General features: G+C 71.5%; 21 protein-coding genes and 1 riboswitch. Of the genes, 11 read left to right on the plus strand and 10 right to left on the minus strand.

The window, feature by feature from the left end; all coding sequences use genetic code 11:
* Positions 1-21 precede the first annotated feature (21 nt).
* The 3 genes from AB0O15_RS38940 to AB0O15_RS38950 all read left to right on the plus strand — a co-directional run bounded on the left by AB0O15_RS38940 (position 22) and on the right by AB0O15_RS38950 (position 3,012).
* Positions 22-537: a CocE/NonD family hydrolase gene (locus AB0O15_RS38940; RefSeq protein ID WP_364330000.1), complete on the plus strand. Its 516-nt coding sequence runs from the start codon at positions 22-24 to the stop codon at positions 535-537.
* Between the two features lie 32 nt (positions 538-569).
* Positions 570-2,432, plus strand: coding sequence for a serine hydrolase (locus tag AB0O15_RS38945; protein ID WP_364330003.1), 1,863 nt, complete (start codon positions 570-572; stop codon positions 2,430-2,432).
* 79 nt (positions 2,433-2,511) lie between these two features.
* A complete protein-coding gene (locus AB0O15_RS38950) occupies positions 2,512-3,012 on the plus strand; it encodes a glutathione peroxidase (protein ID WP_364330006.1) in 501 nt (166 codons plus the stop codon).
* Here the strand turns inward: AB0O15_RS38950 and AB0O15_RS38955 are convergent.
* The 3 genes from AB0O15_RS38955 to AB0O15_RS38965 all read right to left on the minus strand — a co-directional run bounded on the left by AB0O15_RS38955 (position 3,007) and on the right by AB0O15_RS38965 (position 5,790).
* Positions 3,007-4,518 (minus strand): molybdopterin-dependent oxidoreductase, encoded by a 1,512-nt coding sequence (locus tag AB0O15_RS38955; RefSeq protein WP_364330009.1) that lies wholly within the window; start codon positions 4,516-4,518, stop codon positions 3,007-3,009. The genes AB0O15_RS38950 and AB0O15_RS38955 overlap by 6 nt on opposite strands.
* A 40-nt stretch (positions 4,519-4,558) precedes the next feature.
* Entirely contained in the window at positions 4,559-5,188 is a 630-nt protein-coding gene (locus tag AB0O15_RS38960) for a fasciclin domain-containing protein (RefSeq protein ID WP_364330011.1), read from the minus strand.
* Between the two features lie 86 nt (positions 5,189-5,274).
* Positions 5,275-5,790, minus strand: coding sequence for a putative immunity protein (locus AB0O15_RS38965; RefSeq protein ID WP_364330013.1), 516 nt, complete (start codon positions 5,788-5,790; stop codon positions 5,275-5,277).
* Positions 5,791-5,857: 67 nt separating this feature from the next.
* On the opposite strand from AB0O15_RS38965, the gene AB0O15_RS38970 reads away from it, so the two are divergent.
* Both AB0O15_RS38970 and AB0O15_RS38975 read left to right on the plus strand, forming a co-directional pair.
* Complete coding sequence (locus tag AB0O15_RS38970) at positions 5,858-10,096, plus strand: CHAT domain-containing protein (protein ID WP_364330016.1); 4,239 nt, start codon at positions 5,858-5,860, stop codon at positions 10,094-10,096.
* Positions 10,097-10,136: 40 nt separating this feature from the next.
* Positions 10,137-11,675, plus strand: a complete 1,539-nt coding sequence (locus tag AB0O15_RS38975; protein ID WP_364330019.1) for a phospholipase D-like domain-containing protein — start codon at positions 10,137-10,139, stop codon at positions 11,673-11,675.
* A gap of 3 nt (positions 11,676-11,678) precedes the next feature.
* Here AB0O15_RS38975 and AB0O15_RS38980 read toward each other — a convergent pair whose 3' ends face one another.
* On the minus strand, positions 11,679-12,677 hold the full coding sequence (locus AB0O15_RS38980; RefSeq protein ID WP_364330022.1) for an NAD(P)-dependent alcohol dehydrogenase: 999 nt from the start codon (positions 12,675-12,677) through the stop codon (positions 11,679-11,681).
* A gap of 245 nt (positions 12,678-12,922) precedes the next feature.
* Here AB0O15_RS38980 and AB0O15_RS38985 point away from each other — a divergent pair, with 245 nt between their 5' ends.
* Entirely contained in the window at positions 12,923-13,471 is a 549-nt protein-coding gene (locus AB0O15_RS38985; RefSeq protein WP_364330025.1) for a TetR family transcriptional regulator, read from the plus strand.
* Positions 13,472-13,628: 157 nt separating this feature from the next.
* Here the strand turns inward: AB0O15_RS38985 and AB0O15_RS38990 are convergent, their stop codons facing one another.
* Together AB0O15_RS38990 and AB0O15_RS38995 are read right to left on the minus strand one after the other, a co-directional pair.
* Entirely contained in the window at positions 13,629-14,864 is a 1,236-nt protein-coding gene (locus tag AB0O15_RS38990) for an SGNH/GDSL hydrolase family protein (protein ID WP_364330028.1), read from the minus strand.
* Complete coding sequence (locus AB0O15_RS38995; RefSeq protein WP_364330031.1) at positions 14,861-17,839, minus strand: glycosyl hydrolase 115 family protein; 2,979 nt, start codon at positions 17,837-17,839, stop codon at positions 14,861-14,863. Before AB0O15_RS38995 ends, AB0O15_RS38990 begins: the two co-directional genes overlap by 4 nt.
* Positions 17,840-18,121: 282 nt before the next feature.
* On the opposite strand from AB0O15_RS38995, the gene AB0O15_RS39000 reads away from it, so the two are divergent.
* Positions 18,122-19,294 carry an RNA polymerase sigma factor gene (locus tag AB0O15_RS39000; protein ID WP_364330134.1) on the plus strand — a complete coding sequence of 391 codons (1,173 nt, stop codon included), beginning with the start codon at positions 18,122-18,124 and terminating at the stop codon, positions 19,292-19,294.
* 31 nt (positions 19,295-19,325) lie between these two features.
* Complete coding sequence (locus AB0O15_RS39005; protein WP_364330034.1) at positions 19,326-20,261, plus strand: hypothetical protein; 936 nt, start codon at positions 19,326-19,328, stop codon at positions 20,259-20,261.
* Here AB0O15_RS39005 and AB0O15_RS39010 read toward each other — a convergent pair.
* Together AB0O15_RS39010 and AB0O15_RS39015 are read right to left on the minus strand one after the other, a co-directional pair.
* A complete protein-coding gene (locus tag AB0O15_RS39010; RefSeq protein ID WP_364330037.1) occupies positions 20,258-20,650 on the minus strand; it encodes an ankyrin repeat domain-containing protein in 393 nt (130 codons plus the stop codon). The two genes, AB0O15_RS39005 and AB0O15_RS39010, sit on opposite strands and share 4 nt — an antisense overlap.
* Before the next feature lie 46 nt (positions 20,651-20,696).
* On the minus strand, positions 20,697-22,052 hold the full coding sequence (locus AB0O15_RS39015; protein WP_364330040.1) for an L-serine ammonia-lyase: 1,356 nt from the start codon (positions 22,050-22,052) through the stop codon (positions 20,697-20,699).
* A 145-nt stretch (positions 22,053-22,197) separates the two neighbouring features.
* Positions 22,198-22,287: riboswitch (glycine riboswitch) on the minus strand.
* Between the two features lie 156 nt (positions 22,288-22,443).
* On the opposite strand from AB0O15_RS39015, the gene AB0O15_RS39020 reads away from it, so the two are divergent.
* Positions 22,444-23,283 (plus strand): SDR family oxidoreductase, encoded by an 840-nt coding sequence (locus AB0O15_RS39020; RefSeq protein WP_364330043.1) that lies wholly within the window; start codon positions 22,444-22,446, stop codon positions 23,281-23,283.
* Here the strand turns inward: AB0O15_RS39020 and AB0O15_RS39025 are convergent.
* Both AB0O15_RS39025 and AB0O15_RS39030 read right to left on the minus strand, forming a co-directional pair.
* Complete coding sequence (locus tag AB0O15_RS39025) at positions 23,280-24,128, minus strand: helix-turn-helix domain-containing protein (RefSeq protein WP_364330046.1); 849 nt, start codon at positions 24,126-24,128, stop codon at positions 23,280-23,282. The genes AB0O15_RS39020 and AB0O15_RS39025 overlap by 4 nt on opposite strands.
* Positions 24,129-24,216: 88 nt before the next feature.
* Complete coding sequence (locus AB0O15_RS39030; RefSeq protein WP_364330049.1) at positions 24,217-25,050, minus strand: alpha/beta hydrolase; 834 nt, start codon at positions 25,048-25,050, stop codon at positions 24,217-24,219.
* 109 nt (positions 25,051-25,159) lie between these two features.
* On the opposite strand from AB0O15_RS39030, the gene AB0O15_RS39035 reads away from it, so the two are divergent.
* Positions 25,160-25,723, plus strand: coding sequence for a TetR/AcrR family transcriptional regulator (locus AB0O15_RS39035; protein WP_364330052.1), 564 nt, complete (start codon positions 25,160-25,162; stop codon positions 25,721-25,723).
* 87 nt (positions 25,724-25,810) lie between these two features.
* Entirely contained in the window at positions 25,811-26,251 is a 441-nt protein-coding gene (locus AB0O15_RS39040; RefSeq protein WP_364330055.1) for a prepilin-type N-terminal cleavage/methylation domain-containing protein, read from the plus strand.
* Positions 26,252-26,343: the final 92 nt, after the last annotated feature.

Genomic DNA, 26,343 nt, shown 5'->3' on the forward strand with positions numbered 1-26,343 from the left:
CTAGCCGAGCGATCATGCCGGGTGGCTCCGGCCGGCCGGCTGCCGTCAGCGCGGCGGCCGCGGCGGCGGGAACGGCTTCCGGGTGCGCGGGCAGGTAGCCACCGGCAGCGCTGGCACCTGCGCTCCGGCGGGGCACTGGAGCGGGGTGTGAACCCGGCCTCGCCGCCGAGCACCTTCACCTACGACCCGGACGACCCGACCCCGGCGCTGGGCGGGCCGAAGCTGGACGGTAACCGACCCGGCCCCAGGGACAACCGGCCGCTGGAGAAGCGTGCCGACGTGCTGACCTTCACCTCATCGGCGCTCGAGTCCGACCTGGAGGTCATCGGCGAGGTCACGGCGCAGGTGTGGCTGCGGGCCGACCGGCCCGGCTACGACCTGTTCGTCCGGCTGTGCGACGTCGACGAGCGCGGCCGGTCGATCAACGTCTGCGACGACCTGGTCACCGTCCGGCCCGAGGGCATCACCGAGGTCGCCGTGCGGTTGTCACCCACCGCGTACGTCTTCCGGCGCGGCCACCGCCCGCGCGTTGAATGATCCCAAAGTGGATACGACTGCATAATCTGGACATGTACGTTTCTCGAAAGCTGCGCGTCACCGCCGCGCTGGTGGTCGCCCTGTCGGCCGGTGCCATTCCGGCCGAGGCTCACCCCGGTCCCCCGTCGTCCGTGTTCGACCCGGCCTCGGTCGCCTGGTTCTCCGTCCGCGACCAGTCCAGCGCCGCCTTCGCGCAGACCTTCGCCACGATGAAGGCCGACGGCTTCCTGGTGCTCGACCTGGAGGTCGACGCGTCGCCGGGGCCGTACCAGGTCGGCGCGGTGTTCCAGCGCAACGTCGACAACCGTGACTGGCGCTCGCTGCGCGACCTGACCGAGGCGCAGTTCGCCACCGAGAAGGCCAAGGCCACCGCCGACGGGCTGCGCCCGGTCGATGTCGAGGTGTACCAGATCGGCAGTCAGCGGCGGTACGCGGCGGTCTGGGTGCAGAACGTCGAGAAGCTGGGCTCCTCGATGCGGCACGACCTGACCGGCGCCGCGTTCGGCGCCTGGCACGACGAGCAGAAGGCGGCCGGGCGGCTGCCGCTGGACGTCGAGCAGTACCGCACGCCGGCCGGAATGCGGTACGCCGCGGTCTGGGTGGACAACAAGGAGAAGCTCGCCTGGCAGCTGCACCGCGACCTGACCAGCGCCCAGTACGGCACGATCTTCACCCAGAACCAGGGCGCCTTCCGGATGACGGCCCTCGACTCGGCGACCACCCCGGCCGGTCAGCGGTACGCCGGGGTCTGGGTCGCCAACCCGGGCAAGCGGGAGTGGCGCGAACGCCGGGACATGACCGCCGCCGCGTGGAACAACTGGTGGAGCCGCTACTCCGACGAAGGGTTCCGGCTCATCTCGTACGAGCGGTACCAGACCTCGGCGGGTGTGCGCTACGCGGGCATCTGGCGGCAGAACAACGAGCGTCCCACGTGGAGCCTGCGGTCCACGATCGACGCCCGGATCCAGAAGCACCTGACCGACGAGAAGGTGCCCGGCGTCAGCGTCGCGATCGTGCAGAAGGGCCAGTACCGCTACGTACGCGGCTTCGGGCAGGCCGACGTGGCGAACGACGTCTGGCTCGACTCGAAGCACGTGCTCGGCCTGGCCTCGGTCAGCAAGGCGGTGACCGGCGCGCTGACCTTGAAGCTGGCCGACCAGAAGGTGATCAAGCCGGGTGACAAGACCGCCAAGTACCTGCCGGCCATCCCGAAACAGCACACCCACACGCTGAAGCAGCTCGCCGACAACACCGGCTGCGTGCAGCACTACGACGAGGGCACCGGCTTCGGCGGCAACACGCCGTACGCGACCTCGCTGGCGTCGGCGCAGGTGTTCTGGAAGGACCCGCTGGTCTGCACGGTCGGTTCGTACCACTACAGCACCCACGGCTACACCATCCTGTGCGCGGCGCTGGAGCAGGCCACCGGCCAGAACACCGCCGATCTGATCCGGACCAGGCTGACCACGCCGTACGGGCTGGGCACGCTGCGCGCCAAGCGGCTCAGCGACACCGGCGTACGCCGTTCGCCGATCTACGACGCCGATAACAAGAAGATCCCGTTCGAGGACGAGAGCGCCAAGACCTGTGGCGGCGGCATGGAGTCGACCCCGGCCGACGTGGCCTGGTTCGGTCACCGGCTGGCCAAGGGCGAGATCCTGTCGGCCCCGTCGATGACCGCCATGTGGGGCGCGTCCGGTTACTCGTACGGCTGGAGCGTCTACACCGAGAGCGGCCACAAGGTGGCCGCCAAGGACGGCGCCAACACCGGCGCCCGCTCCTACCTCCAGGTCTACCCGGACGATGACATCGTCGTCGCGGTGATGAGCAACCGGCGCGGCCACGACACCACCAAGCTGGGCCAGGAGATCGGCACCATGGTCCTGAACGGCTGACCCACGGCCGAGTCGATGTCGGCTGCGTCGCGCCTCGCTACTGTGGGTTCTGGAAGATCAGAGCCCCCAGGAGGACCGCGTGACGCAGCCGACCATCTATGACGCCCAGATCGCCGATCTCCACGGCAAGCCGCTCGACCTGGCCCAGTTCCGCGGCGCCGCCACCCTGGTCGTCAACGTGGCGTCCCGCTGCGGCAACACCCCGCAGTACGCGGCGTTGGAAGAGCTGCACGAGCGCTACTCCGGGCGGGGGTTCTCGGTGCTGGGCGTGCCGTGCAACCAGTTCGGCGGCCAGGAGCCGGGCACCGCCGACGAGATCGCCGACTTCTGCAGCGCGACCTACGGCGTGACCTTCCCGATGACCGAGAAGGTCGAGGTCAACGGCGACGGGCGGCACCCGCTGTACCGGGCGCTGACCGACGAGCCGGACGCCGAGGGCTACTCCGGCGACATCCGCTGGAACTTCGAGAAGTTCCTGGTCGGGCCGGACGGCGCGATCCGGGCCCGGTTCAGCCCGCAGACCCAGCCCGACTCCCCCGAGGTGGTCGCCGCCGTCGAGTCGGCGCTGCCCTCGTCATGAGGCCGTGACGGTGATCGTGTGCCAGCCGGTGGCGCCGGACGGGAACGGGGTCGCGCGGGCCTCGGTCTGACGGGCGCCGGTCTGGTCGGTGGCGCGCACCGCCAGGGTGTGCGGCCCCGGTTCGGGGGTCCAGGTCAGCCGCCACTGGACCCAGGTGTCGGCCGAGGGCACGGGCAGCAGTTCGGCCGGTCGCCACGGGCCGTCGTCCACCCGTACCTCAACCGCCTTGATCCCCCGCCCTTGCGCCCAGGCCACTCCGGCGACCGTTGCGGGACCGGGCTTGAGCTGCGCGAACGGCAGCGGTCGCTCGATCCGGGAGGCGGTCTTCACCGGCGCCTGGGCGGCCCATCCGCGGCGTACCCAATAGGCGTCGAAGTCGGCGAACGTGGTCAGCTCGAGCTCGGTCAGCCACTTGCAGGAGCCGGCGTAGCCGTACAGGCCGGGGGTCAGCATGCGCACCGGGAAGCCGTGGTCGAGCGGCAGCGGCTCGCCGTTCATGCCGACACAGAGCATCGCGTCGCGGCCGTCCAGCAGCGTCGCCACCGGGGTGCCGATCGTCATGCCCTCGGCCGAGCGGGCCACCAGCTGATCGGCCGTGGGATCGAGGCCGGCCTCGCGCAGCAGCGGGGCCAGCGGCACGCCCAGCCAGCGGGCGGTGCCGATGTACGGCCCGCCGACCTCGTTGGAGACGCAGTTCAGGGTGATGTCCCGTTCGATCAGCGGCCGGTCGAGCAGGTCGGTGAAGCTCAGGCTCAGTTCGCGGCCGACCATGCCGTGCAGCCGCAGCCGCCACGACGCCGGGTCGATGCGCGGGACGGTGAGCGCGGTGTCGACGCGGTAGAAGTCGGCGTTGCGGGTCATGAATCCCGCTCCCACGCCGGTGGGGCGGGGTGCGGCCGGGTCGGCCGGCGCCGGTAGCCGGATCGCCGCCCGTGACTCGGTCAGGGCTCCGCCGCGCGCCCGCTGCACGATTCCGGCGGCGCCACCGGCGGCAACGGTTCCACCCGCGATGACGGCGGCGGTCTTGAGAAAAGCGCGACGATCCACGCGTACGAGAAAAGGCTTGCCTTCTTGCGCGACCTGGACGCTCCGGGTGGTCGCCGCGATCAGCACGCCACCGGCCACGGCCGCCGCGACCAGCGACGGCACCGCGTCGAACCACCCCGCCGACGGCCGGGACACCGCGGCGGCGGCGCCCGCCACCCCGAGCAGCACGGCCCCGGCGACCCCCGCCCCGCGCCGCCGGACGGTCAGCACGCCGAGCCCGGCCGCGAACAGGGCCAGCACCAGCGCGATGGAGCCGAGCAGCACCGGCTTGTCGTAGGTGCCGAGCTGCCGGACGGCGAACTCCTTCACCGGGGTCGGCGTGGCGTCGATGATCGCGCCACCCACCGCCACCAGTGGCCCCGCCGGCGGGCGGGTGGCGGCGGCGAGAAGCTCGCCCACTGCCACCCCGCCCGCGGCGGAAAGTACCCCGAGCAGCGCGGCCGGAATGATGCGGCGCATGATGCCTCTTCTCCTCAGCGCTGGGTGGGGGCCGTGGTCACTACTTGGGCATCAGGACCGTGTCGATGATGTACACGTTGGCGTTGGCCGTCTGCACGTTGCCGCAGACCACGGCCGACTGCCCGTCCACCTTGAAGTCCTCGCCGCTGCCCTCCACCGAGAGCGACTCGCCCTCGAGGGTCTTGTGGGTGCCGGCCAGCTGCTCCGGCGTGAGCTTCCCGGCCACCACGTGATAAGTGAGGATGCTGGTCAGGGTCTTCTTGTCGGCCAGCACCTTCTTCAGGTCGGCGGCCGGGATCTTGTCGAAGGCCGAGTTGGCCGGCGCGAAGACGGTCAGATCCGGCGCGGTGTTCAGCGAGTCGACCAGGCCGGCCTGCTTGACCGCGGCCACCAGCGTGGAGAGCACCGGATTGCCGGAGGCGGCGGTCGCCACCGGCACCTTGGCCATCGAGGCGAAGCTGCCCGGGTTGGACTCGTCCGTCGGCACGGCCGAACAGCCCGGCCCGAAGTTGGCCCCGGCCATCATCGCCGGCGCCGAGCTGGCCATCGTCGTCGGAGCGGGCGCGGCCGCCTCGGTCCCGCCGCCGGTGTCGCTGTCACTGCCGCACGCGGCGATCGAAAGCGTGAAAAGACCGGCCGCGGCGAGCGCGGTGAGCTTGGTGATTCGCATCGTTTACCCCTCATCGTCATGATCTGTCATGAGTCATTCGGGGCAAGTCAGGTGCCGGATGGGTCGGAAAAGGTAATGCTTTCCGGTCAGCCGGTGAAAGCCGACCAGCAGAGGTCGTTGCGCAGCCTCTGATCGTCCAGCACGAGGCCGCGGACGGCGTCCGGCAGCTGGTCGCGCTGCCACTGGCACTCGGCTCGCGCCGCCGCGTCGCCCGCGCCCTCCGGCGCCGCCGCCCGCGCGGCCTTGATCGCGTAGGCGGCCGCGCCGAGCTCATGCGCGGCGACGTGGGCGACCACCGCGGCCTGGCCGGCGGCGTACGCGGCGAACCGGGCCGCCCCACGCAGGTCTCGGGCCGCTCCCATGGCGTGGCCGCCCGCCGCGCGCGCCTGCATCATCTTGACCTCGCCGCGCACCCAGGCCCGGGCCTGCTCGATCGCCTGGCGCGGCCGCGGATCGTCGGGCCGGACCGCCTCGAACAGGCCGAGCACGTGCTCAGCGCAGGTGGCCGCCCACAGCGCCAGCAGCTGGTGATCGGCATCGGTGAGGCTGCCGCCCCGCCGCACCGTCACGAAGCGAGGATCACGCACCTTCGGCAGAATCACGCCCGATCCTATCGCCGCTCCACCACGAGTGTGAGCCAGCGCCGACCGGCCTTGTTACGGTCGACAGGTGGACGCGGATGCCCCGGACACCCTTGCCGCATGGCGGGAACGCGCGGACAACCTGCTCGACCGCGTCCTCGAGGACGACGACCCCGGGCTGTCCGAGCAAGCCGTTGCGGCCGCCCGTGACCTGGCGGAACAGACGTCAGACGCGGACGACCTGGGGCGGCTCGCCTCGGGACTGATCCTCCATTGGGAGCTCACCCGGACGGAAGCGTCGTTCCGCGAGGCGATCAGCCTCTTCGAGCTGATGGCGGAGGCGACGACCGACGGGGCGGCGCGGACCGCCCGCCTTCTGGCCTGGCGCCGGCGGGCCGAGCTGGACCCGTCGCGGGACACGCTGGACATGGTGCTGGCGGAGCTGAGCGCCGACGCGGACGACGACGGCGTCGGCTCGGAGGCGTACGACTACGTGGTGATGTCGCGCTACTACGCCGCCTATCTGCGTACGGACCTGGAAGCCGCGGTTCATCGCATCCGGGCCCGGATCCGTAGAGCGGCCCCCGACGGCGAACAGGCGGCCGCTCTCCAAGCGCTGCTCGCGTCGCTGTTGTGCGACCGCTATGACGCCGACGGCAACTCGCAGGACCTCTTCGACTCGGTCGGCGCCGCCGCGAGGGCATTGCTGCTCAGCGGTGAGGACGAGGACTTCAACCTGCGAGTCGGCGCTGAGTATGTCCGCGCGACCCGGGCATGCCCGGACGACGCCGAGTCGGGCAGCCGCCTGGCGTCAGCCCTGACCGCCGCCGCGAGGGACATGCCCGTCGCGCAGGACGCCCTGCAATTCCTTCTCGGCACGATGCTGGCCCGGTTTCAGAGCGATGGGCGGGTGTGCGATCTGCGGGCGGCCATCGACCTGTTCGACGCCGTCGACGACGGTCCGGCCCGGGAACACATCGCCTTCGATCTGATGCGCTACTGGGTCACCTTTCAGGATCGGCTGCTGACCGACCTTGGGCTGCCCCACGCGGACCTGGCACGACTGATAGCGATTCTGGCCGGGTGTGTAGACCTTCCGGACCTGCCGCCGGAGGTCCGCGATGACATCGGCTCGGCGCTGGGTCAGCTCATCTCCGGGTGGGCGGCTCGCGATCTGGAGCACCCGCCCGCTGCCCTCGACGCGGTTATCCGCGCAGCCGAGCCCGCGGTGCCGCGCCTCACCCGCTCCCGGCAACCGGTCGTCGCGATGCCGCTCTACTCGTTGGCGCTGCGCCGCTTCAACCGGGACCAGACCGAGGAGAACGGGACCGTGATGGTCCAGATGGCGGCGGCCCTGGGTGCGAGCTTTCCACCGTTCATGCCCATGCACGCCAACGCGTTGATGGCACGGTTCAAGGCGCTGGGGGACCCGGCTGATCTGGACGCCGCCATCGCGGTGATGGAGTCACTCCCCGAGAAGACCGCGTCCGACGGCACCTCCAGACTCGCCTTGGCCGACGCCATGCTCTGGCGGTACGCGCGTTCCGGTGTCGTCGAGGACTGGTTCCGGGCATTCCAGGCCCTGGACTCCGACGAGATCCTGACCGTCGAGGAACCGCGGGTCCGTATGGGCTACGCGTACAACGCGCTGGTCCTGGGGGAGGTCGGCCGTTCGCTGGCACCGGGTCTCCCGACGGCCGCCACCGCCCGGCTGGTGGCGATCCTCGATCGGGCGCGATCGCTCACCGACCATTGGGAAGAGGAGAGGGCCCTCGACATCATCGCCGGCCACATCCTGGACGCGGCGCCTCTCTCGGACGTCATGGACGCCGATCTCGGAGCCATGGCGGCCGCCGGCCGGGCTGAAGAGCTCGACGTGACGCGGCGACTCACAACATCGGCGACGTCACATCTGACCCTCCGGCAATGGGACCATCGGCTCGCGCGCGGGCCAGGGAACCGGGATGTCAGCTCCCGGATCGTAGCCGCCGTGTTGCGCGCCACCGCGCTCCTGGAACCCCGGGATGTTGTCAGCAAGGTCAGACTCGTCAGTGTGCTGTTCTCGCGGGTAGCCGAGACTTCCGACGAACGCGACCTCACCGAGTGCGTCGGCCTGGCCGACGCGGTGCTGCCCAGGATCATGGGGCGATGCCTGCGGGGCATCGTCCTCTCGGACCTCGCCGGGGCCTTGGCGTCGCGGCACAACGTCGGCGGCGACCTCGGTGACTTGGACCGCTCCATCGCGACGATGCGGGACTCGGTCATGGTGACCACGGCGGATTCGCCCTGGTTCCGGGACCGGCTGGTGTACCTGAGCGAGAAACTGGCCCACCGGTTCGAACTCCGTGGCGCCCGGCGCGACCTCGACGAGTCGATCGAACAGATCGAGCGCGCACTGGCCGCCGTGGACGACGACACCCCGGCGGCGACCCGGATCTCGGTCCACAACGGGGTCGCCGGCGCGTACCGGCGCCGGTTCCGGCTGGACCGGGACGCCGACGACCTCGTCCGCGCCGTTCAGGCGTTGCGCGATGCGCTCACCCTCGTTTCGGACCCGACGCAGCGGATGTACGCGACGGTTCACCACAACCTCGCGTCATGCCTGCTGCAGATGGACAGCGAGGGTGATGACGCCGTGGATCTGACCGAGGTGGTCACTCATTTCCGGATGGCGCTGGACGCTACGCCGTCGATCCATCCACAGCGCCTCGACCGGCACGCCATGCTCGCCCGGGCCCTGGCCAGGCGGGCCAGGACCGAGGCGGCGGAGGAGTCCGACCGTACGGAGGCGCTCGCGATCCTCCGTGACGTGGTGACGCACTACGGCGCCGACGAGCCTCTGCGGTACGAGGCCGTCCTGTCGCTGGCGCAGCTGTTGGCCGACGATCCGGCGACGGCCGCCGACGTGACGGAGCTGTGTCGCGAGATCGTCCGCTCCACCCTGCCGTCCGCGCTGACGCGCTTCAACGCCGGCATCGTCTGGACACACGTCGCCGAACGGCACGCCACCCCGGAGGAAGCCCTCGACGCCTGGGACGAGGTCGTCGACCTGCTGGAGATCGCCGCGCCGAAAGACCTGCCGCGAGCCGACCAGGAGAGGGCGGTGGAACAGTTCCAGGACCTCGCGTCGTCGGCCGCGTCCTTCGCCGTCGCGGCCGGGCAGCCCGAGCGGGCCGTCGGCTACCTCGAGCGAGGACGCCTCCTCCTGTGGCGGCAGACCACCGCGGACGTGCCGGCGGCGGAGGGCGACGGCTTCCGGCTGGACGATCTCATCGCCCGGCTGGGCCGCCGTCTGGTCATCGTCGTGGTGGTGAAGGCATGGCGCTGCGACGCCATTCTGGTCTCCGCCGGCGGGGTGCGGGTCGTCGAACTGCCGGATCTGCGCTACGACGACCTGGTGCGACGATGCGGCGAGTTCCTCGATCTGCTGCACGAGTACGAGCGGGGCGGCGCCGCCGACGCAAGCGGCCGGCTGTGGCCGCTGCTCGGCTGGCTCTGGCAGTCGGTGGCCCGGCCGGTCCTCGACGCGATCCCACCGGGCGCGGGCCGGCACCGGCTGATCTGGTGCCCGACCGGCCTGCTGTCGCTGCTCCCGCTGCACGCCGCGCACGATCGGGCCGGCGCGTCGGGCCTGGCCGACGTCGCGATCTGCTCGTACGTGCCCAGCCTGACCGCCCTGGCCCGATCCCTGGCCCGGCCGGCGCCGGCCGGAACGATCGAGGACCTGCTCACCATCGCCGTGGAGGAGCACCGCGCCGCCCAGCCCCTGCCGCATGTCCGGGCCGAGGTCGCGGCCGTCATGGAGGCGGTGCCCGAGGCCCGGCATTCCTCGTTCCTGAACCTCCGCGCGACCCGGCGGACCGTCCTGGACGAGTTGGGCCGGCACCGCTTCCTGCATGTCGCCAGCCACGGACTCCACAACGGGCTCGACCCCGCGGCCGGGGGCATTGCCCTGGCCGACGGCGTGCTGACCGTGCTCGACCTGGCCGCCGCGCACCGCGACGACGCCGAACTCGCCTACCTGTCAGCCTGCCGGACCGCGACGACCGGCGCCCGCCTCGCCGACGAGTCGATCCACCTCGGCACCGCGTTGTTCCTGTCCGGTTTCCGCGCCGTGGTCGGCACGATGTGGGCGGTCGCCGACGCGATCGCGGCGAGGGCGGCACGCGCCTTCTACCTGCGCCTGCGAATCGGTGGCGCCGCCGACACCGCCGCGGCCCTGGCCGACGCCGTCGTCCAGCTCCGTGCGCGATATCCGGACGAGCCGCTGTTGTGGGCCGGTTTTGTGCACATCGGCGGCAGCCATGGCGACCCCGGTCTCGATTGAGGGTCGCGGTGAGCAGGGCGGCGTTTATATGGTCTTGGCCATGACGTCGCTCGACGATCTTGTGGACCGGTACCTCTCCCCCGCGATCACCCCGCACTACGAGAACTCGTCGGTCGAGTTCGTCGTGGACGGGCGGGTGTGGATGCGGCGGATGCGCGAGCTGCTGACGTCGCTCGGGCCGGGCGACGCGGCGTACATCTGCGGTCTGCAGTTGGAGCCCGCGATGGACCTCACCGGCAAGCAGCCCGGCGAGCCCGGCTACCAGGCCCTGGGCGAGATCCTGGCCGGGCTGGCGAGAGACGGCGTCGACGTCCGGGTGATCCTGGCCGGCGCCGTGGTCAGCAGCAGCATCGTGCGGCCGACGATCGGGCCGTTCCACCAGAACGTCAGCTCGGCCCATCGGCTGCGACGCTGGCGGCCCAAGGGCGACCCGCGTACGGATCCGCCGCCGCTGGCCGACCGGGTCCTGCTCGACTGGTCCGGGTCGGGCGTCGGCTCCAACCACCAGAAGGTCACCCTGATCCGGCGCGGCAACGAGCTCACGGCCGGCGTCGGCGGCATCGACTACGCGGCCAGCCGGGTCGACGAGACACCCCACCGGCGGCTGGCCGTGCGCGGCGGGCGGTGGGGCTGGCACGACGCGGGGACGATCATCCGGGGCCCGGCCACCACCGATGTCTGGCGGGCGCTGCGGATGCGCTGGATCGGGGCGGTGAACCTGCCGCGCCGGCGGTACGTCTGGCCGTCCGTCAAGGGGTTGCCGGTGCTCAACCCGCAGGGCATGGCCGCCGAGATCGCGCCGGCGCCGGCCCAGCCCGCCCAGCCGGCACCGGGGTCGGCCTGCCAGGTTCTGCGGTCGGTCGGGCCGTGGTATATCGACTCGCTGCTGCCGTGGGAGCGGCGGCCGTACAGCGACGGGTCGCCGGAGGGCGTACACGAGATCTACCTGACCCTGGTGCAGGCGCTGGGCGCCGCGCAGCGCTACATCTACATCGAGGACCAGTACTTCCGCGAGTACCCGGGCGGTGACCGCCGCTTCGAGCTGTACCCGTACCTGCGGGCGGCGGCGGCCCGCGGGGTCAAGGTGATCCTGGTCGGCTCGGGCACCCGCGACCCGGCCGAGTCCACGCCGCTGATCAACGGCACGGTCAACGCCGACCTGCAGAAGAAGGTGATCGAGCCGCTGCCCCAGCGGCTGCGGCGCAACGTCGGCCTGTGGCGGGTCGAACACCTGACCGTGCACGCCAAGATCGTCATCATCGACGACCGGTTCGCGGCGGTCGGCTCGGCCAACTTCTTCAGCCGGTCGATGGCCGGGGTGGACACCGAGCTGACCACGGCGGTGGTCACCACCGGCGACGACGTGCGAGACCTGCGGGCGCAGCTGTGGGCCGAACATCTGCGTACGCCGATCAGCGACGAGCTGCGCCCCCACCTGGAGAACCTCGACCTGGCCATCGGCATGTTCCGCCCCGAGTGGCTGCCGCCCAAGGAACCGGCCGGCTCGTGGCGGACCCCCGGCATGCCGGACGGCTTCGACCCGCTCGAAACCGTGCTGACCCTCGTCGGCCCGCCGTAGGCGTCACATCTCGAGCACGGCGCGGTAGCGGGCCGTGCCCTGGCGTACCCGATCGAGCGCCTCGTCGATCCGCGCGACCGGAAAGGTCTCGACCTGGGCCGCGATGCCGTGCCTGGCCGCGAACCCGAGCATCGCCCGCTGCTCGGACGGCGTCCCGACGTTGCCGCCGGCCACCTTGCGCTCCCCGGTGAACATCCCCAGCGGGGCGAACGACAGCCGTCCGTGCGGCACGCCGACCAGGCAGAGCGTGCCGCCGGGCCGCAGCGCCGCCAGGTAGGCGTCCCAGGGCAGGTCGGCGGGCACGGTGGACAGGACAAAGTCGAAGGCGCCGGCCGGCGGCTCCTCCCCCACCACCACCACGTCGTGCGCCCCGAACCGCCGCGCGTCACCGGCCTTGCTCTCGCTGGACGAGATCGCGGTGACGTGGCAGCCCCACGCCCGGAGGAACTGCAGCGCGAGGTGGCCGAGACCACCGACACCGACCACCGCCACCCGGTCGATCGGCCTCACCCCATGCCGGAGCAGCGGCGGAAACACGGTGGCGCCGGCGCAGAGCAGAGGCGCCGCTGTGGCCGGGTCGAGCCCATCGGGGATCGGCTGCACATGCCGCCAGTCGCTCGCCCGGACCTGGCTCGCGAAACCCCCGTCACCGCCGCGGGTGGCGGTGACATCCTTGCGCGGGCACAGGTTCTGCCGTCCGCTCAGACACCACTCGCAGGCCTGGCACGACCCGGCGACCGCCCCAACCCCGACCCGCTGCCCGACCGCGATCGACGACGGGTCGACCTCGTCGCCGACGCCGATGACCACGCCCACCGCCTCGTGGCCGACGACCATCGGGTAGCGGGAGATGCCGTACGCGTTGTCGATGAGGCTGACGTCGGTGTTGCAGACGCCGCAGTGGGTGACCCGGACGTCGACCTCGCGTGGGCCGAGCGGCCGGGCCTCGGCCTCGATCACGCTGATGGGGCCGCCGGGCTTGTCGACGCTGTACTTGAGCACCGCAACTCCTTAGTTACCGACTAGTTGGTAACTAACGTACGAGCCTCGGGCCGCCCTTAGCAACCAACTAGTCGGTAACTAAGAGCGCCGGCCGTGCCAGCCGCACGTCTTGCTACCAACTAGTCGGTAACTAGGAGCGCCGGGCCCCGTTGGCCGCGCGCCTTGCTACCAACTAGTCGGTAACTAGGGGCGCCGGGCCGCGACGGCCGCACGCCTTGCTACCAACTAGTCGGTAACATAGGGCCGTGAGAACCCGGAACCCCCCTGAGAAGCGCCGTCGCATCTTCGCCGCGGCGACCGCCGACTTCTCCAAGCACGGCATCGCCGGCGCCCGGGTCGACCGCATCGCCGCCGAGGCCGGGGTCAGCAAGGCCCAGATGTACGCCTACTACGGCGACAAGTTCGCCCTGTTCGGCGCGGTGGTCCGGGCCCACGCGAACGCCATCGTCGACGAGACGCCGTTCACCGCCGAGGACCTCCCGGGGTACGCGGTTGCGCTCTACGAAGCCGCCCGAGCGCGCCCCGACGTCATCCGCCTGCTGATCTGGGCCCGGCTCGAATGCGTCGAGTTGCCCCTGGACGCGGACGGCCTGCGCGCGAAGCTCGACGCCATCGCCGAGGCCCAGGCCGCCGGCACGCTCGACCCGGCCATCAGCCCCGAGAACATCCTGGCCCTGCTGTCCACGATGGCCCTGACCTGGACGGCGATGGGTCCGCTGCCCACCGCGGCCCGGCACGACGAGAACCAGGCGGCGCTACGCCACGCGGTCGCGCAGGCGTTCGAACGCCACTGACACCAGCACGCCAAAGCCGGCCGCGCAGGCGTTCGAACGCCGCTGACACCAGCACGCCACAGCCGGCCGGGCAGGCGTTGGAACGCGGCAGCCGCCCGGAAAGGCGCGGACGCCGCTGACACCAGCACGCCACAGCCGGTCCGGCCGCCGGACGGCGCTACCCCAGGCGGTCACGCAGGCGTTTGAACGCCGCTGACGCCAGCGCCCCGTAACCGGCCGGGTTCAGGTGCAGGCCGTCGCCGACGTCGTAGGCCGGGGCGATACGTCGTGGGGCGGCCGGGTCGCGGACGGCCCGGTCGAAGTCGACCACCTCGTCGAAGGCGCCGCCTCGGCGGATCCACGCGTTGACCGTCTGCCGGGAACGTTCGCGCAGCCCGCCCGGGTCGTCGTAGTTCGTGTTGCCGCCGAACGGGGTGATCGTCGCGCCGAACACGTCGATGTCGCGGGCCTGGGCGCGGGCGACGACCTGCCCGTAGGCCGCGATCAGGTCGGCGGTGACCTGCTGCTGGGCGGTGTCGGTGGCGGCCGCCGTGCCGATGTCGTTGACGCCCTCGAAGATCAGCGTCCAGCGGACCGCGCCGAGGGCGAGCACGTCGCGGTCGAGCCGGGCCAGCACGTTCGGGCCGAGGCCGTCGTTGAGGACGCGGTTGCCGCCGGCCGCCTGGTTGAGCACGGCCACGCGCTCGGGCAGGCGGTTGAGCAGCTGGTCGGGCCAGCGGTCGTTGCCGTTGGTGGTGGAGCCGCGGCCGTCGGTCAGCGAGTCGCCGACGATGACCAGGGCGGCGCCGCCGGCGAGCACCTCGACGCCGCTGAGCAGGTACCAGTGGTCGACCGGGGTGGCGCCGGCCAGGTCGGCGTCGAGAAGGTGGTCACCGTTGATCAGATGGCTGGTGGTGCGCGAGCCGGGGTGTGAGGTGAGGTTCAGCGTCTGCTGCCCGGTGGCCAGGTAGGCGGTGACGGTCAGATTGGTACGGGCGGTCACCGGCATCGCCACCGGGTCGGACACCACCTGGGCGCCGACCGGAACCACCGTGGACGTGTGCCCGCCGAAGGTGAGCGGCCGGCCGCTGCCCGGAACGATGCCGGAGGCGCCGGCCCGCCCGCCGGCCGGCAGCGCCACCGCGGCCCGGGTGATCGGGAGCGCGGCGCCGCCGAACGCGTTCGAGAACCGTACCCGCAGCTGTGAACCACCGATCGAGGTGTGCACGGTCTGCCGCAGGGTGGTGTCGACGAGAACCGAGGCGGCGCCCGTGAACGGTGGGGGTGGCAGGTTGTTCGGCTCGGTCAGCTGCGGCATGGAGACCCAGGTGTGCACCCAGCGGCGGCGGGCCGGCTTCGGGAACGCCGGGAGGAAGGCCGCGCCGCCGAGGCCGAGGAGAATTCGCCGCCTCACGATCGGGCCCGCAGGGACGAGGGCGGGCCGAGGTAGCTGTACGGCAGCGGCGCGGTCTCGACGACCAGACGCTGCACGATCACGCTCGGGTCGACCATCCAGAAGGCCAGCGTGTGCCGGCCCGGCCGATCGACCTGGTGCACGGTCCGGGTCACGTTGACGTTGTCCGAGGTGTTGCGGGCCCACTGTGGATTCATCGTGGTGTCGTCCGAGCCGGTCGCCCCGATGATGTCGACGACCTGGGGTGTGGCGCCGTCGATCGAGACCGCGTAGCGCAGGCCCGGGGTCGGCAGCACGTTGTTGCGGGGCGACAGGTAGGCCGCCACGCGGACCGGACCGGTGGTGGTCAGCGTCATCGCGTACTCCAGCCGCCCGGAGGACCCGCGTGGGGTGAGCCCGTTGCCGGTGCGCCCGATGTCCGGCAGCAGTTGCCAGTCGCCGACCTTGCGGCTGTAGTGGTCGGCCTCCATGGCGACGTAACCGTTCGCCTCCAGGAAGCCCGACGGAGCGACCGACGGACGGTGCACCGGGGCCTGGACGACGACCGAGCTTCCCGCGCCGGTCACGGTGAGCGGCACGGTCGTCGTGCCATGCGGGGCCCGTCGCCAGTCGACGGTCACGGTGGCCCGGACCTGGTCGGTGACCCGGCCCGAGGCGGGGGTGACGTGCACCCAGGGCTTCGCGGCGGTGATGCGGTAGCTGAACGGGGTGGCGCCCTTGTTGTAGACCTCGAGGTACTGCGCGGGCTGACTCTGCCACGGGCTGAACGACGGCAGGGTCGTCGGGTCGCCGCCGTCGAGGGCCACGCCCAGCGCGGCGGCCGGGGGCACGGTGATCCGCTTCAGGTGCGGGTAGATCGCGTCGGGCAGGGCCACGTTGTTCAGTTCGGGCTGCTGCCACGGCGCGTTGGGGCCGTACCGTTCGACGTCGCCGTACCCGATCTTGGGTTGGGTCTGCCAGCCCTTCCACTTCCCGCCGGCCAGCGTGGTGTTGTAGTAGCGGCTCATCGCCTGGTCCTGGGCGAACAGCGCCTCGGCCCGGTCGGCCCGGGCGTTGGTGGCGGCGCGGCCCTGCGCGGCGTACGCGATGTTGGTGAACTGGGCCTGCCGGAGCGCGTACACCAGCGCCGTGTCCTTGATCTGGTAGTAGGCCAGCTGGTAGAACGCGTCCTGGTGGGCGGCCGGGACCAGCCGGCGGACCCGATCGGCCTTGGCCGCGAGCGTCTGCCACTGCGCGGTCACGCGGTCCATCTCGCGGTAGGCGGTCAGGCTGAACGGGTTGCCCTGGTCGTCGTAGATCACCTCGGGCGTCTCGCCGGTGATCCGCCGATTGAGCAGCTCAGGCTTGCGGCGCGACTGGAGCGTCGCGTACTCGTGCAGCAGGTCGGCCACGGCCGGCGCGAGACCAGGACCAAAATTCTCCGCCGCGTACGCCCGGAGCCAGCGCTGGATGCCGGTGACCGGGATCGAGTCCGGATCCCAGGCGTAGTCGAGGAAGAACTGGGTGGGCGCCTCCTCGTTCTTCAGATCGCCGACGTTCACCATCCACAGCCGGTCGACGCCCGAGGCGTACGCACGGTGCAGTTGTTCCCAGGTGTTGGTCAGGTTGACCGTGTCGGCCCATTTGTAGTTGCGCCCGACCCCGACGTAGTCGAAGTGGTAGTACATGCCGTACCCGCCACTGCGCGCGGGTAGCGACGCGTCCGGCAGCTTGCGCAGGTTGCCCCAGTTGTCGTCGCAGAAGACCACGGTGACGTCGTCCGGCGGCCGGTAACCCGCGTCCCAGTAGCGCTGTACTTCTTTGTACAGAGTTTGTACTTGAGGCCGGTCGATCAGGCCGGTGTCGCGCAGGATCTGCCGCTGGGTGTCGATGATGGAGCTCATCAGGTCGATGCCGTCGCCGTCGGGCAGGCTGGTGTCGCCGTTGCCGCGCATGCCGAGCGTGATGACGCCCTCGATGTCCTGGTCCTTCATCCGTTGCGCGCCGTCCCGCCAGTACGCCTTGAGCGCGGCCGAGTTGCGGACGAAGCTCCACTGCCCGTTCCCGCCGTACGGGTCGGTGCCGTTGACCGCGTGCCGGTTCCACTCCTCGATGCCGCGCATCATCGGCGCCTCGTGCGAGGTGCCCATGACCACCCCGTACAGGGTGGCGGTGGCGTGGTTGAGCGGGTCGTCCTCGGCGAACGCCCGGCCCCACACGGCCGGCCACAGGTAGTTGGCCTTGAGCCGCAGCATGGTCTCGAACACCTTGGCGAAGTAGGCCGCGTTGAGCCCGCCCGGATGACCGGGCGCCTTGCCCGGACCGAAGTATCCGGGCGCCCAGGTGCCGGTGGCCGGGTTCTCATCGTTGATGAAGAACCCGCGGTACTTGACCGCCGGCGTGCCCTGGGTGTGCCGGCCGGGAAGCACGTAGACGGCGTCGTGCCGGGCGGCCGGCACGTCGTCCCAGAAGGACCAGGGTGAGACCCCGATCCGGCGGGACAGGTCGTAGGCGCCGTAGATCGTGCCGCGCTGGTCGCTGCCGGCGATCACGAACGCGCGCCGGACACCGGGCAGCGGATCGGTCACCACCTGCTCGATGGTGGTCTCCCACCTGCCGCGGAGCCCGCGGACGTCGAGTCGTCCCCGTGCGACGATCCGGTCGATCAGCGGGCTCTTGCCGAGCGTGCCGATGATGACCGGGTCGGCGCCGGCCGGCACCCGGTCGTGCCCGATCACCGGCTGCACGCCGGTGACCTTGCCGAGGTCGGCCCGCACGTCGTCGGCGACCCGGATGACGCCGGCGTGGTCGGCGGTGCTGACCACGATCGGCGCGGCCCGCCGGCCGGCCACCACCGGGAAGCGGCCGGGGCCGTCGTGGAAGGCGACGTAGCCACCCTTCTCCGGCGACGCGGCCGGCGGATGAGCAGCCGGCGGATGGGTGGCCGGGGCCGCCGTCAAGGGCGCGATCAGGGCCAGGGCAAGGAACGACCTCATCGGCACACACCTCACTGAAAGTTCCGGAAACATCCCGGACAATATTCGTAACGTAGAGGCGTCCGTCTATGTCGTCAAGCGCTGGAGTGCGCCTTTCGGCCGGCCAAGATCCCGGAACTTCCAGGCGCCGACGAACTGGTGTCGGATTGCGGCCAGGATGTTCGTAGAACGGATGACAGGCCGCCCGCGAGGGACCCACGGACGACAGGAGATGCTGGCCAGGTGAGCGAGGATCAGATCCGCGAGGCGATCACACAGGCCCACCACGAGCAGTGGGGGCGGATGGTCGCCACCCTGACCCGGCGGTTCGGCGACCTCGACATCGCCGAGGAGGCGGCTGCCGAGGCGTTCACGACCGCCGTCGAACGGTGGCCCGCCGACGGCGTACCCCCCAATCCGGCCGCCTGGCTGAACACCACCGCCAACCGCAAGGCCATCGACCGGATCCGGCGTGAGAACAAGCGGGACGACAAGCAGAAGGAGGCCACGATGCTGTCCGTCGACGACCCGCCCGAGCCGACCGGCGCCATCGAGGACGAGCGGCTCCGGCTGATCTTCACCTGCTGCCACCCGGCCCTCGCGCCGGAGAGCCGGGTGGCGCTGACCCTGCGCATGCTCGGCGGGCTGACCGTGGCCGAGATCGCCCGGGCCTTCCTGGTGCAGGAGACCGCCATGGGACGGCGGATCACCCGGGCCAAGGACAAGATCAAGGCGGCCGGCATCCCCTACCGGGTGCCGGCCGCGGAGGACCTGCCGTCCCGGGTGTCCGGCGTCCTCACCGTGCTGTTCCTCATCTTCAACGAGGGTTACCTGGCGACCGGCCCCGGCACCGATCCGGTCCGCCACGACCTGACCGCCGAGGCGATCCGGCTCACCCGGCTGATCCGCGGCCTGCTGCCCGGCGACGGCGAGGTGGCCGGGCTGCTGGCGCTGATGCTGCTCACCGAGGCCCGCCGCACCGCCCGCGTCTCGGCCGGCGGCGAACTGGTCACCCTGGCCGACCAGGACCGCGGGGCCTGGGACACGGCGCTGATCGCCGAGGGCCACCGGCTGGTGCGCGAACGCCTGGCCAGCGGCGTGGCGCCGGGGCGGTACCAGATCCTCGCGGCGATCAACGCCGTGCACACCTCGGCCCGCGACGTGCGGGACACCGACTGGTCCCAGGTCGTCGCCCTCTACGACCAGCTCGTCGTCCTCGACCCGTCACCGGTCGTCGCCCTCAACCGGGCCATCGCGGTCGCCGAGCTCGACGGCCCCGACGTGGCGCTGGCGGCCATCGACCGGCTCGGCGACCGGCTGTCCGGTTACCACGCCTACCACGCGGCCCGCGCCGAGCTGCTGCGCCGGCTGGGCCGAGGTGGCGACGCGCGGTCCGCGTACGACAAAGCCATCGACCTGGCCGGCAACACCGCCGAGACCGCCTACCTCACCCGCCGCCGCGACCAGCTCGCCTGAACCCCGGGCCGGCTCCGTTACCATGCGCGCCGTGCCGAACGTACGAGCCTTCCAACCCCTGGCCGCCGCCAAATGGCCCGCCGCCCGCGAGTTCCGGGCGGCGGTGAAGCGGCGTGACTGGCCGGCCGGACGCGCCGTGCTGGACGCGGCGACGCCCGCCGAGCGCACCCGGCTGCTCTGGGTCGGTGGGCAGGGCCGCGGCCTGGAGGACTGGCTGCGCGGGCTGATCCGGGACCATCCGGAGGACAGCGCGCCCTACGCGATGCTGGGCCACCACCTGACGTTCCTCGGGTGGAAGATCCGCGGCGACCTCGAGCGGGTCAGCGCTCGGCGGCGCCAGGGTTTCGGCCGGCGGCTGCAACAGGCCGAGCAGGTGCTCCTCGAGGGCGCCGCGCGGCACCCGGGCGATCCGGCGGTCTGGACGATGCTGCTGACCTCGGGCCGTGGCCTGGACGTGGGCCTGGACGAGGCGTGGCGCCGCTACCACCGGCTGTCCACGATCGACCCGCAGCAGCCGCTCGCCCACACCGAACACCTGCAGCAACTGATGCCGAAGTGGGGCGGCGACTGGTATCAGGTGCACAAGTTCGCGTTCGGGGTGTGGGAGAGCGCGGCGCCCGGGTCGCCGACGCCGGCCCTGGTCGCGGAGGCCCACCTGGAGCACGCGCTGGAGATGCCCACCCGGGCGGCGACCAAGGCGCACATGCGGGCCGCGCTGCCGGAGATCCGGGCGGCGGCCGGGCACTCGGTCTGGCACCCGCGGTTCGAGCCGGGCGGCATCGACGCCGAGCTGGCCCTGGGCATGTTCGCGACCACGTTCTTCTGGTTCGGCGACCGTGCCGCCGCGGTCCGGTGCTACCGCCGGATGGGGAGGCTGGCCGTCTCCTGGCCCTGGGGCCCGGTCCGCTCGCTGGTCCCGACCAACCTGTGGTTGCTGTCCGCCGTCGCCCCCTTCCAGCGTGGCTAAGACCCCGGGCGCAGCAGCTCCGACATCTCCGGGAGCTTGAAGAACTCCGCCGTGGCCACCGCCGACGGCGTGCCCGCGGCCGGGTCGGCGCCGGCCGCGAGCAGGGCCTTCACCGTCACGGCGTTCTGCCGGAACACCGCGGCGGACAGCGCGGACTGGCCCCGGTCGTTGACCCGGTCCGGGTCGGCGCCCAGCTCCAGCAGCGCGGCCACGGTGTCCGGGTGATCGCGGTACGCCGCCAGGATCAGCAGGGTGTCGCCCTTGTCGTTGGTGAGGTTGGCCGGCAGGCCGGCGGCGACGTTGCCGGCCAGCTCCTCGGTGTCGCCGGCGCGTGCCAGGTCGAACATGCGGTGGGCGTACGCGATCGCTTCCTCGTCCAGGTCAGCCACGTCGTCCGACTACCCGCCCCGGCCGTACCTACACACCCCGGACGGGTCAGCACTCCACGATGTTGACGGCCAGGCCGCCGCGCGAGGTCTCCTTGTACTTGGAGTGCATGTCGCGGCCGGTCTGGCGCATGGTCCTGATCACCTTGTCGAGGCTGACCGTGTGCTCGCCGGTGCCGTGCAGGGCCAGCCGGGCGGCGTTGATGGCCTTGACCGAGGCGATCGCGTTGCGCTCGATGCACGGCACCTGCACCAGGCCGCCGATCGGGTCGCAGGTCAGGCCCAGGTTGTGCTCGATGCCCACCTCGGCCGCGTTCTCCACCTGCTCGGGACTGCCGCCGAGCAGCTCGCACAGGGCGCCGGCGGCCATCGCGCAGGCCGAGCCGACCTCGCCCTGGCAGCCGACCTCGGCCCCGGAGATGGACGCCTTCTCCTTGATCAGGATGCCGATGGCGGCCGCGGTGAGCAGGAAGCGCACGATCCCGTCGTCGGAGGCGCCGGGGACGAAGCGTACGTAATAGTGCAGCACCGCGGGGATGATGCCCGCGGCGCCATTGGTGGGCGCGGTGACGACCCGCCCGCCGGAGGCGTTCTCCTCGTTGACCGCCAGCGCGAACAGGTTGACCCAGTCGACCACGTGCAGCGGGTCGGCGTCGTCCGGCCGGGCGCTGAGCTTGGCGAACAGGTCCGGCGCGCGGCGGGGGACGTTCAGGCCGCCGGGCAGGACGCCGCTCCGCCGGCAGCCACGGTCGACGCATTCGGCCATGACCCGCCAGATGTCCAGCAGCTCGGCGCGGATCTGCTCGGGCGTGCGCCAGGCCTGCTCGTTGACCAGCATCAGGTCGGAGATCGACAGCCCGGTCTCCCGGCAGCGGCGCAGGAGTTCGGCGCCGGTGGTGAACGGGTGCGCGACGGCCGTGGTGTCCGGGACCAGCGCGATGCCGCCGTCGGGCCGCGCGCCCGTGACGAAGCCGCCGCCCACCGAGAAGAACGTGCGCTGCTCGACCACGGCGCCGTGCTCGTCGTACGCGGAGAAGGTCATGCCGTTGGGGTGGGCCGGCAGCGACCGTCGGCGGTGCAGGACCACGTCGCGGTCGGGTTCGAAGACGACGGTACGGCCACCCGGCAGCGTGATCTTGCGATGTTCGCGGATCGACCGGAGGCGGTCCTCGACCCGGTCGACGTCGACGGTCGCGGGATCCTCACCGGCCAGGCCGAGCATGACCGCCCCCGGCGTGCCGTGACCGCGGCCGGTCGCCGCGAGCGAGCCGAACAGCTCGGCCCGCACCCGGGTCACGTCGCCCAGCGAGGAGGCGAAGATCTTGGCCGCGCGCATCGGGCCGACCGTGTGGGAGCTGGAGGGGCCGATGCCGATCGAGTAGAGGTCGAACGCGCTGACGGTCATGCGGAGGCCTCGTTCTCTCCCGGAGCACGCGCCCCGGGCTGGGTTGAGCCTCCCCGCTCTGTCATCGGTGCCTGAGAGATTCACCGCCGGGTGGCGGCTTTCACCTTCGGCGCGGGACATGAGGGTCCCGGCTTTCCAGAGTCGCCTGGTTCGAGCGGTACGGTGCCTGAGAGATTCTGGGGAGAAGTTGCTCCTACGGCGCCCGAAGACCTCGGGACTCTCCCGCTCGACGTACGCGGCGGATCTTCAGTTGTCCCGTCGAGGTTAGCCCGTGTTTCATGACCCGACCAGGGCTGCGGCGTTGCCGGGACATGGCCGGACAGCAACATCGGCCACCCGACATGGCAATCCTGGACCGGACGAGCGGTCAGCCCGGCGCTAGTTTCGGGCCATGACGACATGGTTCATCACCGGCACGTCCTCCGGGTTCGGCCGGCTGCTCACCGAACGGCTGCTCGACCGGGGCGACCGGGTCGCGGCCACCCTGCGCCGGCCCGAGGCGCTGGCCGACCTCAGCGCGAAGTACGGCGACCAGCTCTGGGTGGCCCGGCTGGACGTCACCGACGCCGAGCAGGCCCATCGGGTGGTGGCCGAGGCGTTCGCCGCGCTCGGCGCCATCGACGTGGTGGTCAACAACGCCGGGTACGGGGTCTTCGCCGCGGTCGAGGAGGCCTCCGACGAGCAGATCCGCCGGGTCATCGACACCAACCTGCTCGGGTCGATCCACGTCATCCGGGCCGCGCTGCCCCATCTGCGCGCGCAGGGCCACGGCCGCATCCTGCAGGTGTCGACGGCCGGCGGGCAGACCACCTACCCGAACTTCGGCTACTACCACGCCTCGAAGTGGGGCATCGAAGGGTTCTGCGAGACGGCGGCCCGCGAGATCGCCCCGTTCGGCATCGGCCTGACCATCGTCGAGCCGGGCGCGACGCCGACCGGGTTCGGCACCGCGCTCGACACCGCGGAGATCATGCCGGAGTACGACGGGACGCCGGCCGGCGACGTCCGGCGCGCGCTGGCCAGTGGCGAGTTCCGGCTGCCCAACGACGCCGGCAAGATCGCCGCGGCGATGGTCGACCTGGTCGACTCCGGCCGCACGCCGCTGCGCCTGCCGCTGGGCTCGGACACGTACGAGGACATCCGCGCCTCGCTGGTCGCCCGCCTGGCCGAGCATGACGCCCAGCGCGACGTCGCCTATTCCGTCGTCACCGATTCCGTCGTCGAGGGCTAGGACCGCGCCTGGTCGCGGTAGTCCGACGGCGACGCGCCCACGTGCCGGCGGAACGTCCTCGCGAAGTGGGACGAATCGATGAACCCGCAGCGCAGGCCGATCTCCGAGACCCCGGCCCGGGTGGTGCGCAGCAGCCGCCGGGCCAGCTCGATCCGGAGCCGCAGATGGAACTGCGCGGGCGTCTCGCCGGTGTGCAGCTTGAACAGGCGCAACAGATGGAACCGGCTGAGCCCGGCCGCGGCGGCGAGCTCGGCCAGCGACACCGGCGTGTCCAGGCGTGCGTGCAGAAGATCGACAACCCGGGCTACGCGTACGTCGTCCCGGCGCGGCCCGGCCGGTTCCGGCGCCGTTCCGTGGTTGGTCAGCAGGTGCACCGCGATGAACTCGGCGGCCGTCGCGGCGTACGGGTCGTTCACCCCCGCGCGGGCCGCGCGATGCAGCCGGGTCAGGACCGACCGGAGCACGTCGTCGTCGAAGGCCAGGGCGTCGGCCGGGCGCGTCGCACCCACCTCGTCGGCGACCCGGGTCATCGTCAGCGCCGGGATGAGCAGGCGGATCTGGGTCACCCGCTCGTCGCCGGTCGGCGAGGTCCACCGCAGGTCGCTGGGGACGTGCGGCGCCGTCGTGGACAGCGACCCGGCCCGCACCAGCCCCTCGGCCCAGCCTCGCCCGCGCCGGCTGCGTACTGTCCGGGCGCCCTGGATCTGCAGGTCGATCAGCTGCGCGCCGATGCCCGGCAGCTCGACCCGGTCGGCCTCCCCCGCGATCGAGAGAAGCCGCAGGTCGACCGACCGCCAGCCGGCGTCACGGCTGTCGAAGAGCGTGCGGGTCAGATCCACCGGCATGCTGCAATGATCCACGCCGGCCCGCGCACGACGTGATGACCGGGTCCATCGTGCTGATCGCGGGCGGGCTCGGCGTGCTCGCCGCTGACTACTTGGCCAGGAAGGCCAGCAGCGCCTCGTTGACCTCGTCGGCGTGGGTCCAGAGCAGCCCGTGCGGGGCGCCCTCGATCTCGACGTAGTCGGCCTGCGGGACCCGCTTGTGGAACTCGCGGGCGGTGGCGTCGATCGGCAGGATGTTGTCGGCGGTGCCGTGCAGGATCAGGGCCGGCACGTCGATGGCGGCGAGGTCGCCGCGGAAGTCGGTCAGCCAGGTGGGCACGACGGCGCTGGACGCGTACCAGGAGGCGCCGGCGGCGACGTTCCAGCTGTTGCGCAGGGCCTCCTCGGACAGGCGGCTGCCCAGGGTGTCGTCGGTGTTGTAGAAGCCCTGGTAGAACTCGGTGAAGTAGGCGTACCGGTCGGCGGTGACCGCGGCCTGGATGCCGTCGAAGACCTCCTGCGGCACACCGGTCGGGTTGTCGTCGGTCTTGAGCAGGAACGGTTCCAGGGAGGCCAGGAACGCGGCCTTGGCCACCCGGCCGGAGCCGTAGCGGCCCAGGTAGCGGCCGACCTCGCCGGTGCCCATGCTGAACCCGACGAGCACCACGTTCGTCAGGTCGAGGGTCTCCAGCACGGTGTTGAGGTCGGCGGCGAAGGTGTCGTAGTCGTAGCCGACGGTGGGCTGGCTGGACCGGCCGAAGCCGCGGCGGTCGTAGGTGATCACGCGGTAGCCGGCGGACAGCAGCGCCGCGCTCTGCTTCTCCCAGGAGTGGCCGTCGAGCGGGTAGCCGTGGATGAGCACGACCGGCTGCCCCTGCCCGTGGTCCTCGTAGTAGAGGTCGATGCTGGTGCTGTTCTCGGTTCCGACCTTGATGTACGGCATCGCCGTCTCCTTCGATCTGGCGGAGAACGATCGTTCTCCGGCGACAGGAGTAGCGTAGAGAACGTACGTTCTCAGTGCCAAGGGAAGCGCCAGGTGAGGGTGGTCACGCATGCCGGTCGGGGCTGACGAGGAGATTCGCGAGCAGGTGCTGGCCGCGGCCGACCGGCTCTTCTACCGCCGGGGCGTCCAGGCGGTCGGGATGGACGCGCTGCGTACCGAGGCCGGGGTCTCCCTCAAGCGCCTCTACCAGCTCTTCCCGTCCAAGGAAGGCCTGGTCGAAGAGGTTCTGCGGCGCCGGCACCAGGCCTGGGACGACCTCGTCGAGGCGGCCCTGGCGAGCGGCGGGACGCCTCGTGACCGGCTGCTCGCCGTCTACGACATGCTGTCCCGCTGGTTCGACGAGGACGACTTCCGCGGCTGTGTTTTCATCAACACCTTCGGCGAGCTGGGCGGCGCCGCGCCCGGTATCGCCGGGATCGTCCGCGAGCACAAGGCGCAGTTCCAGGCCCGCCTGGCCGAGCTGATCACCGAGGCCGGCGGCCCACCGGCGCTCGCGCCGCAGCTGGCCATCCTCGCCGAGGGCGCACAGACCACCGCCGCCATCGCCGGCACCAGTGACGCCGCCGGGCACGCCCGCGCGGCCGCCGCGACGCTGATCGACGCCGCGCTCTGACCTTCCTCAAGTTCTCCGCCGGGTCGCCGATCGAGGGCAGCACGGCAGCCAAACCCCCGGGCTGCCGACCCACACGGAGGATTGCCAATGAAGCGCAGCATCAAACCCGGCGACGAGGGCTTCACCCTCATCGAGCTCCTGGTCGTCGTGGTGATCATCGGCGTGCTCGTCGCGATCGCGGTGCCGGTTTATCTCAACTACCGCCAGGGCGCGGCGGACAAGTCGGCGCAGTCCGACGTCCGCGGCGGGGTCAGCGCGGTGGAGCAGTTCTACACCAGCAACAACAACACCTATCCGGACAGCATCACCGGCACCGGCAGCGTAACCCTGCAGATCGGCGGGACCGGCCCCGCGCAGACCATCGCCCTGTCGGACAAGACCCAGCTCGGGTACAAGAACAACGGCACCAGCTACCTGTTGTGCGCCAACAACACCGGCGGCAGCGGCAAGTGGTACCTCTACAACAGCGCCAACGGCGGCTCGGTCAGCTCGGCCGCCGGCGCGCTGACCCTGGCCACCTGCAGCTGACCCCGATGGTCTGCAGCTGACCCGTACCCCCGCCTCTCGCCGGCCTGGCGAGAGGCGGGGCCGAAGGTGACGACGGTCAGGAGACCGGACAA

The sequence above is a fragment of the Actinoplanes sp. NPDC089786 genome (genome assembly GCF_040684855.1).
GTDB lineage: Bacteria > Actinomycetota > Actinomycetes > Mycobacteriales > Micromonosporaceae > Actinoplanes.

Bases quoted from the DNA above. Each gene is read 5' to 3' on its own strand.
- AB0O15_RS39040 (WP_364330055.1), top strand. From the start codon at position 25,811: ATGAAGCGCAGCATCAAACCCGGCGACGAGGGCTTCACCCTCATCGAG.
- AB0O15_RS39025 (WP_364330046.1), bottom strand. From the start codon at position 24,128: ATGCCGGTGGATCTGACCCGCACGCTCTTCGACAGCCGTGACGCCGGC.
- AB0O15_RS39015 (WP_364330040.1), bottom strand. From the start codon at position 22,052: ATGACCGTCAGCGCGTTCGACCTCTACTCGATCGGCATCGGCCCCTCC.
- AB0O15_RS38975 (WP_364330019.1), top strand. From the start codon at position 10,137: ATGACGTCGCTCGACGATCTTGTGGACCGGTACCTCTCCCCCGCGATC.
- AB0O15_RS39035 (WP_364330052.1), top strand. From the start codon at position 25,160: ATGCCGGTCGGGGCTGACGAGGAGATTCGCGAGCAGGTGCTGGCCGCG.
- AB0O15_RS38995 (WP_364330031.1), bottom strand. From the start codon at position 17,839: ATGAGGTCGTTCCTTGCCCTGGCCCTGATCGCGCCCTTGACGGCGGCC.
- AB0O15_RS38955 (WP_364330009.1), bottom strand. From the start codon at position 4,518: ATGCGCCGCATCATTCCGGCCGCGCTGCTCGGGGTACTTTCCGCCGCG.
- AB0O15_RS39020 (WP_364330043.1), top strand. From the start codon at position 22,444: ATGACGACATGGTTCATCACCGGCACGTCCTCCGGGTTCGGCCGGCTG.
- AB0O15_RS38945 (WP_364330003.1), top strand. From the start codon at position 570: ATGTACGTTTCTCGAAAGCTGCGCGTCACCGCCGCGCTGGTGGTCGCC.
- AB0O15_RS39000 (WP_364330134.1), top strand. From the start codon at position 18,122: ATGGTCGCCACCCTGACCCGGCGGTTCGGCGACCTCGACATCGCCGAG.
- AB0O15_RS39030 (WP_364330049.1), bottom strand. From the start codon at position 25,050: ATGCCGTACATCAAGGTCGGAACCGAGAACAGCACCAGCATCGACCTC.
- AB0O15_RS38960 (WP_364330011.1), bottom strand. From the start codon at position 5,188: ATGCGAATCACCAAGCTCACCGCGCTCGCCGCGGCCGGTCTTTTCACG.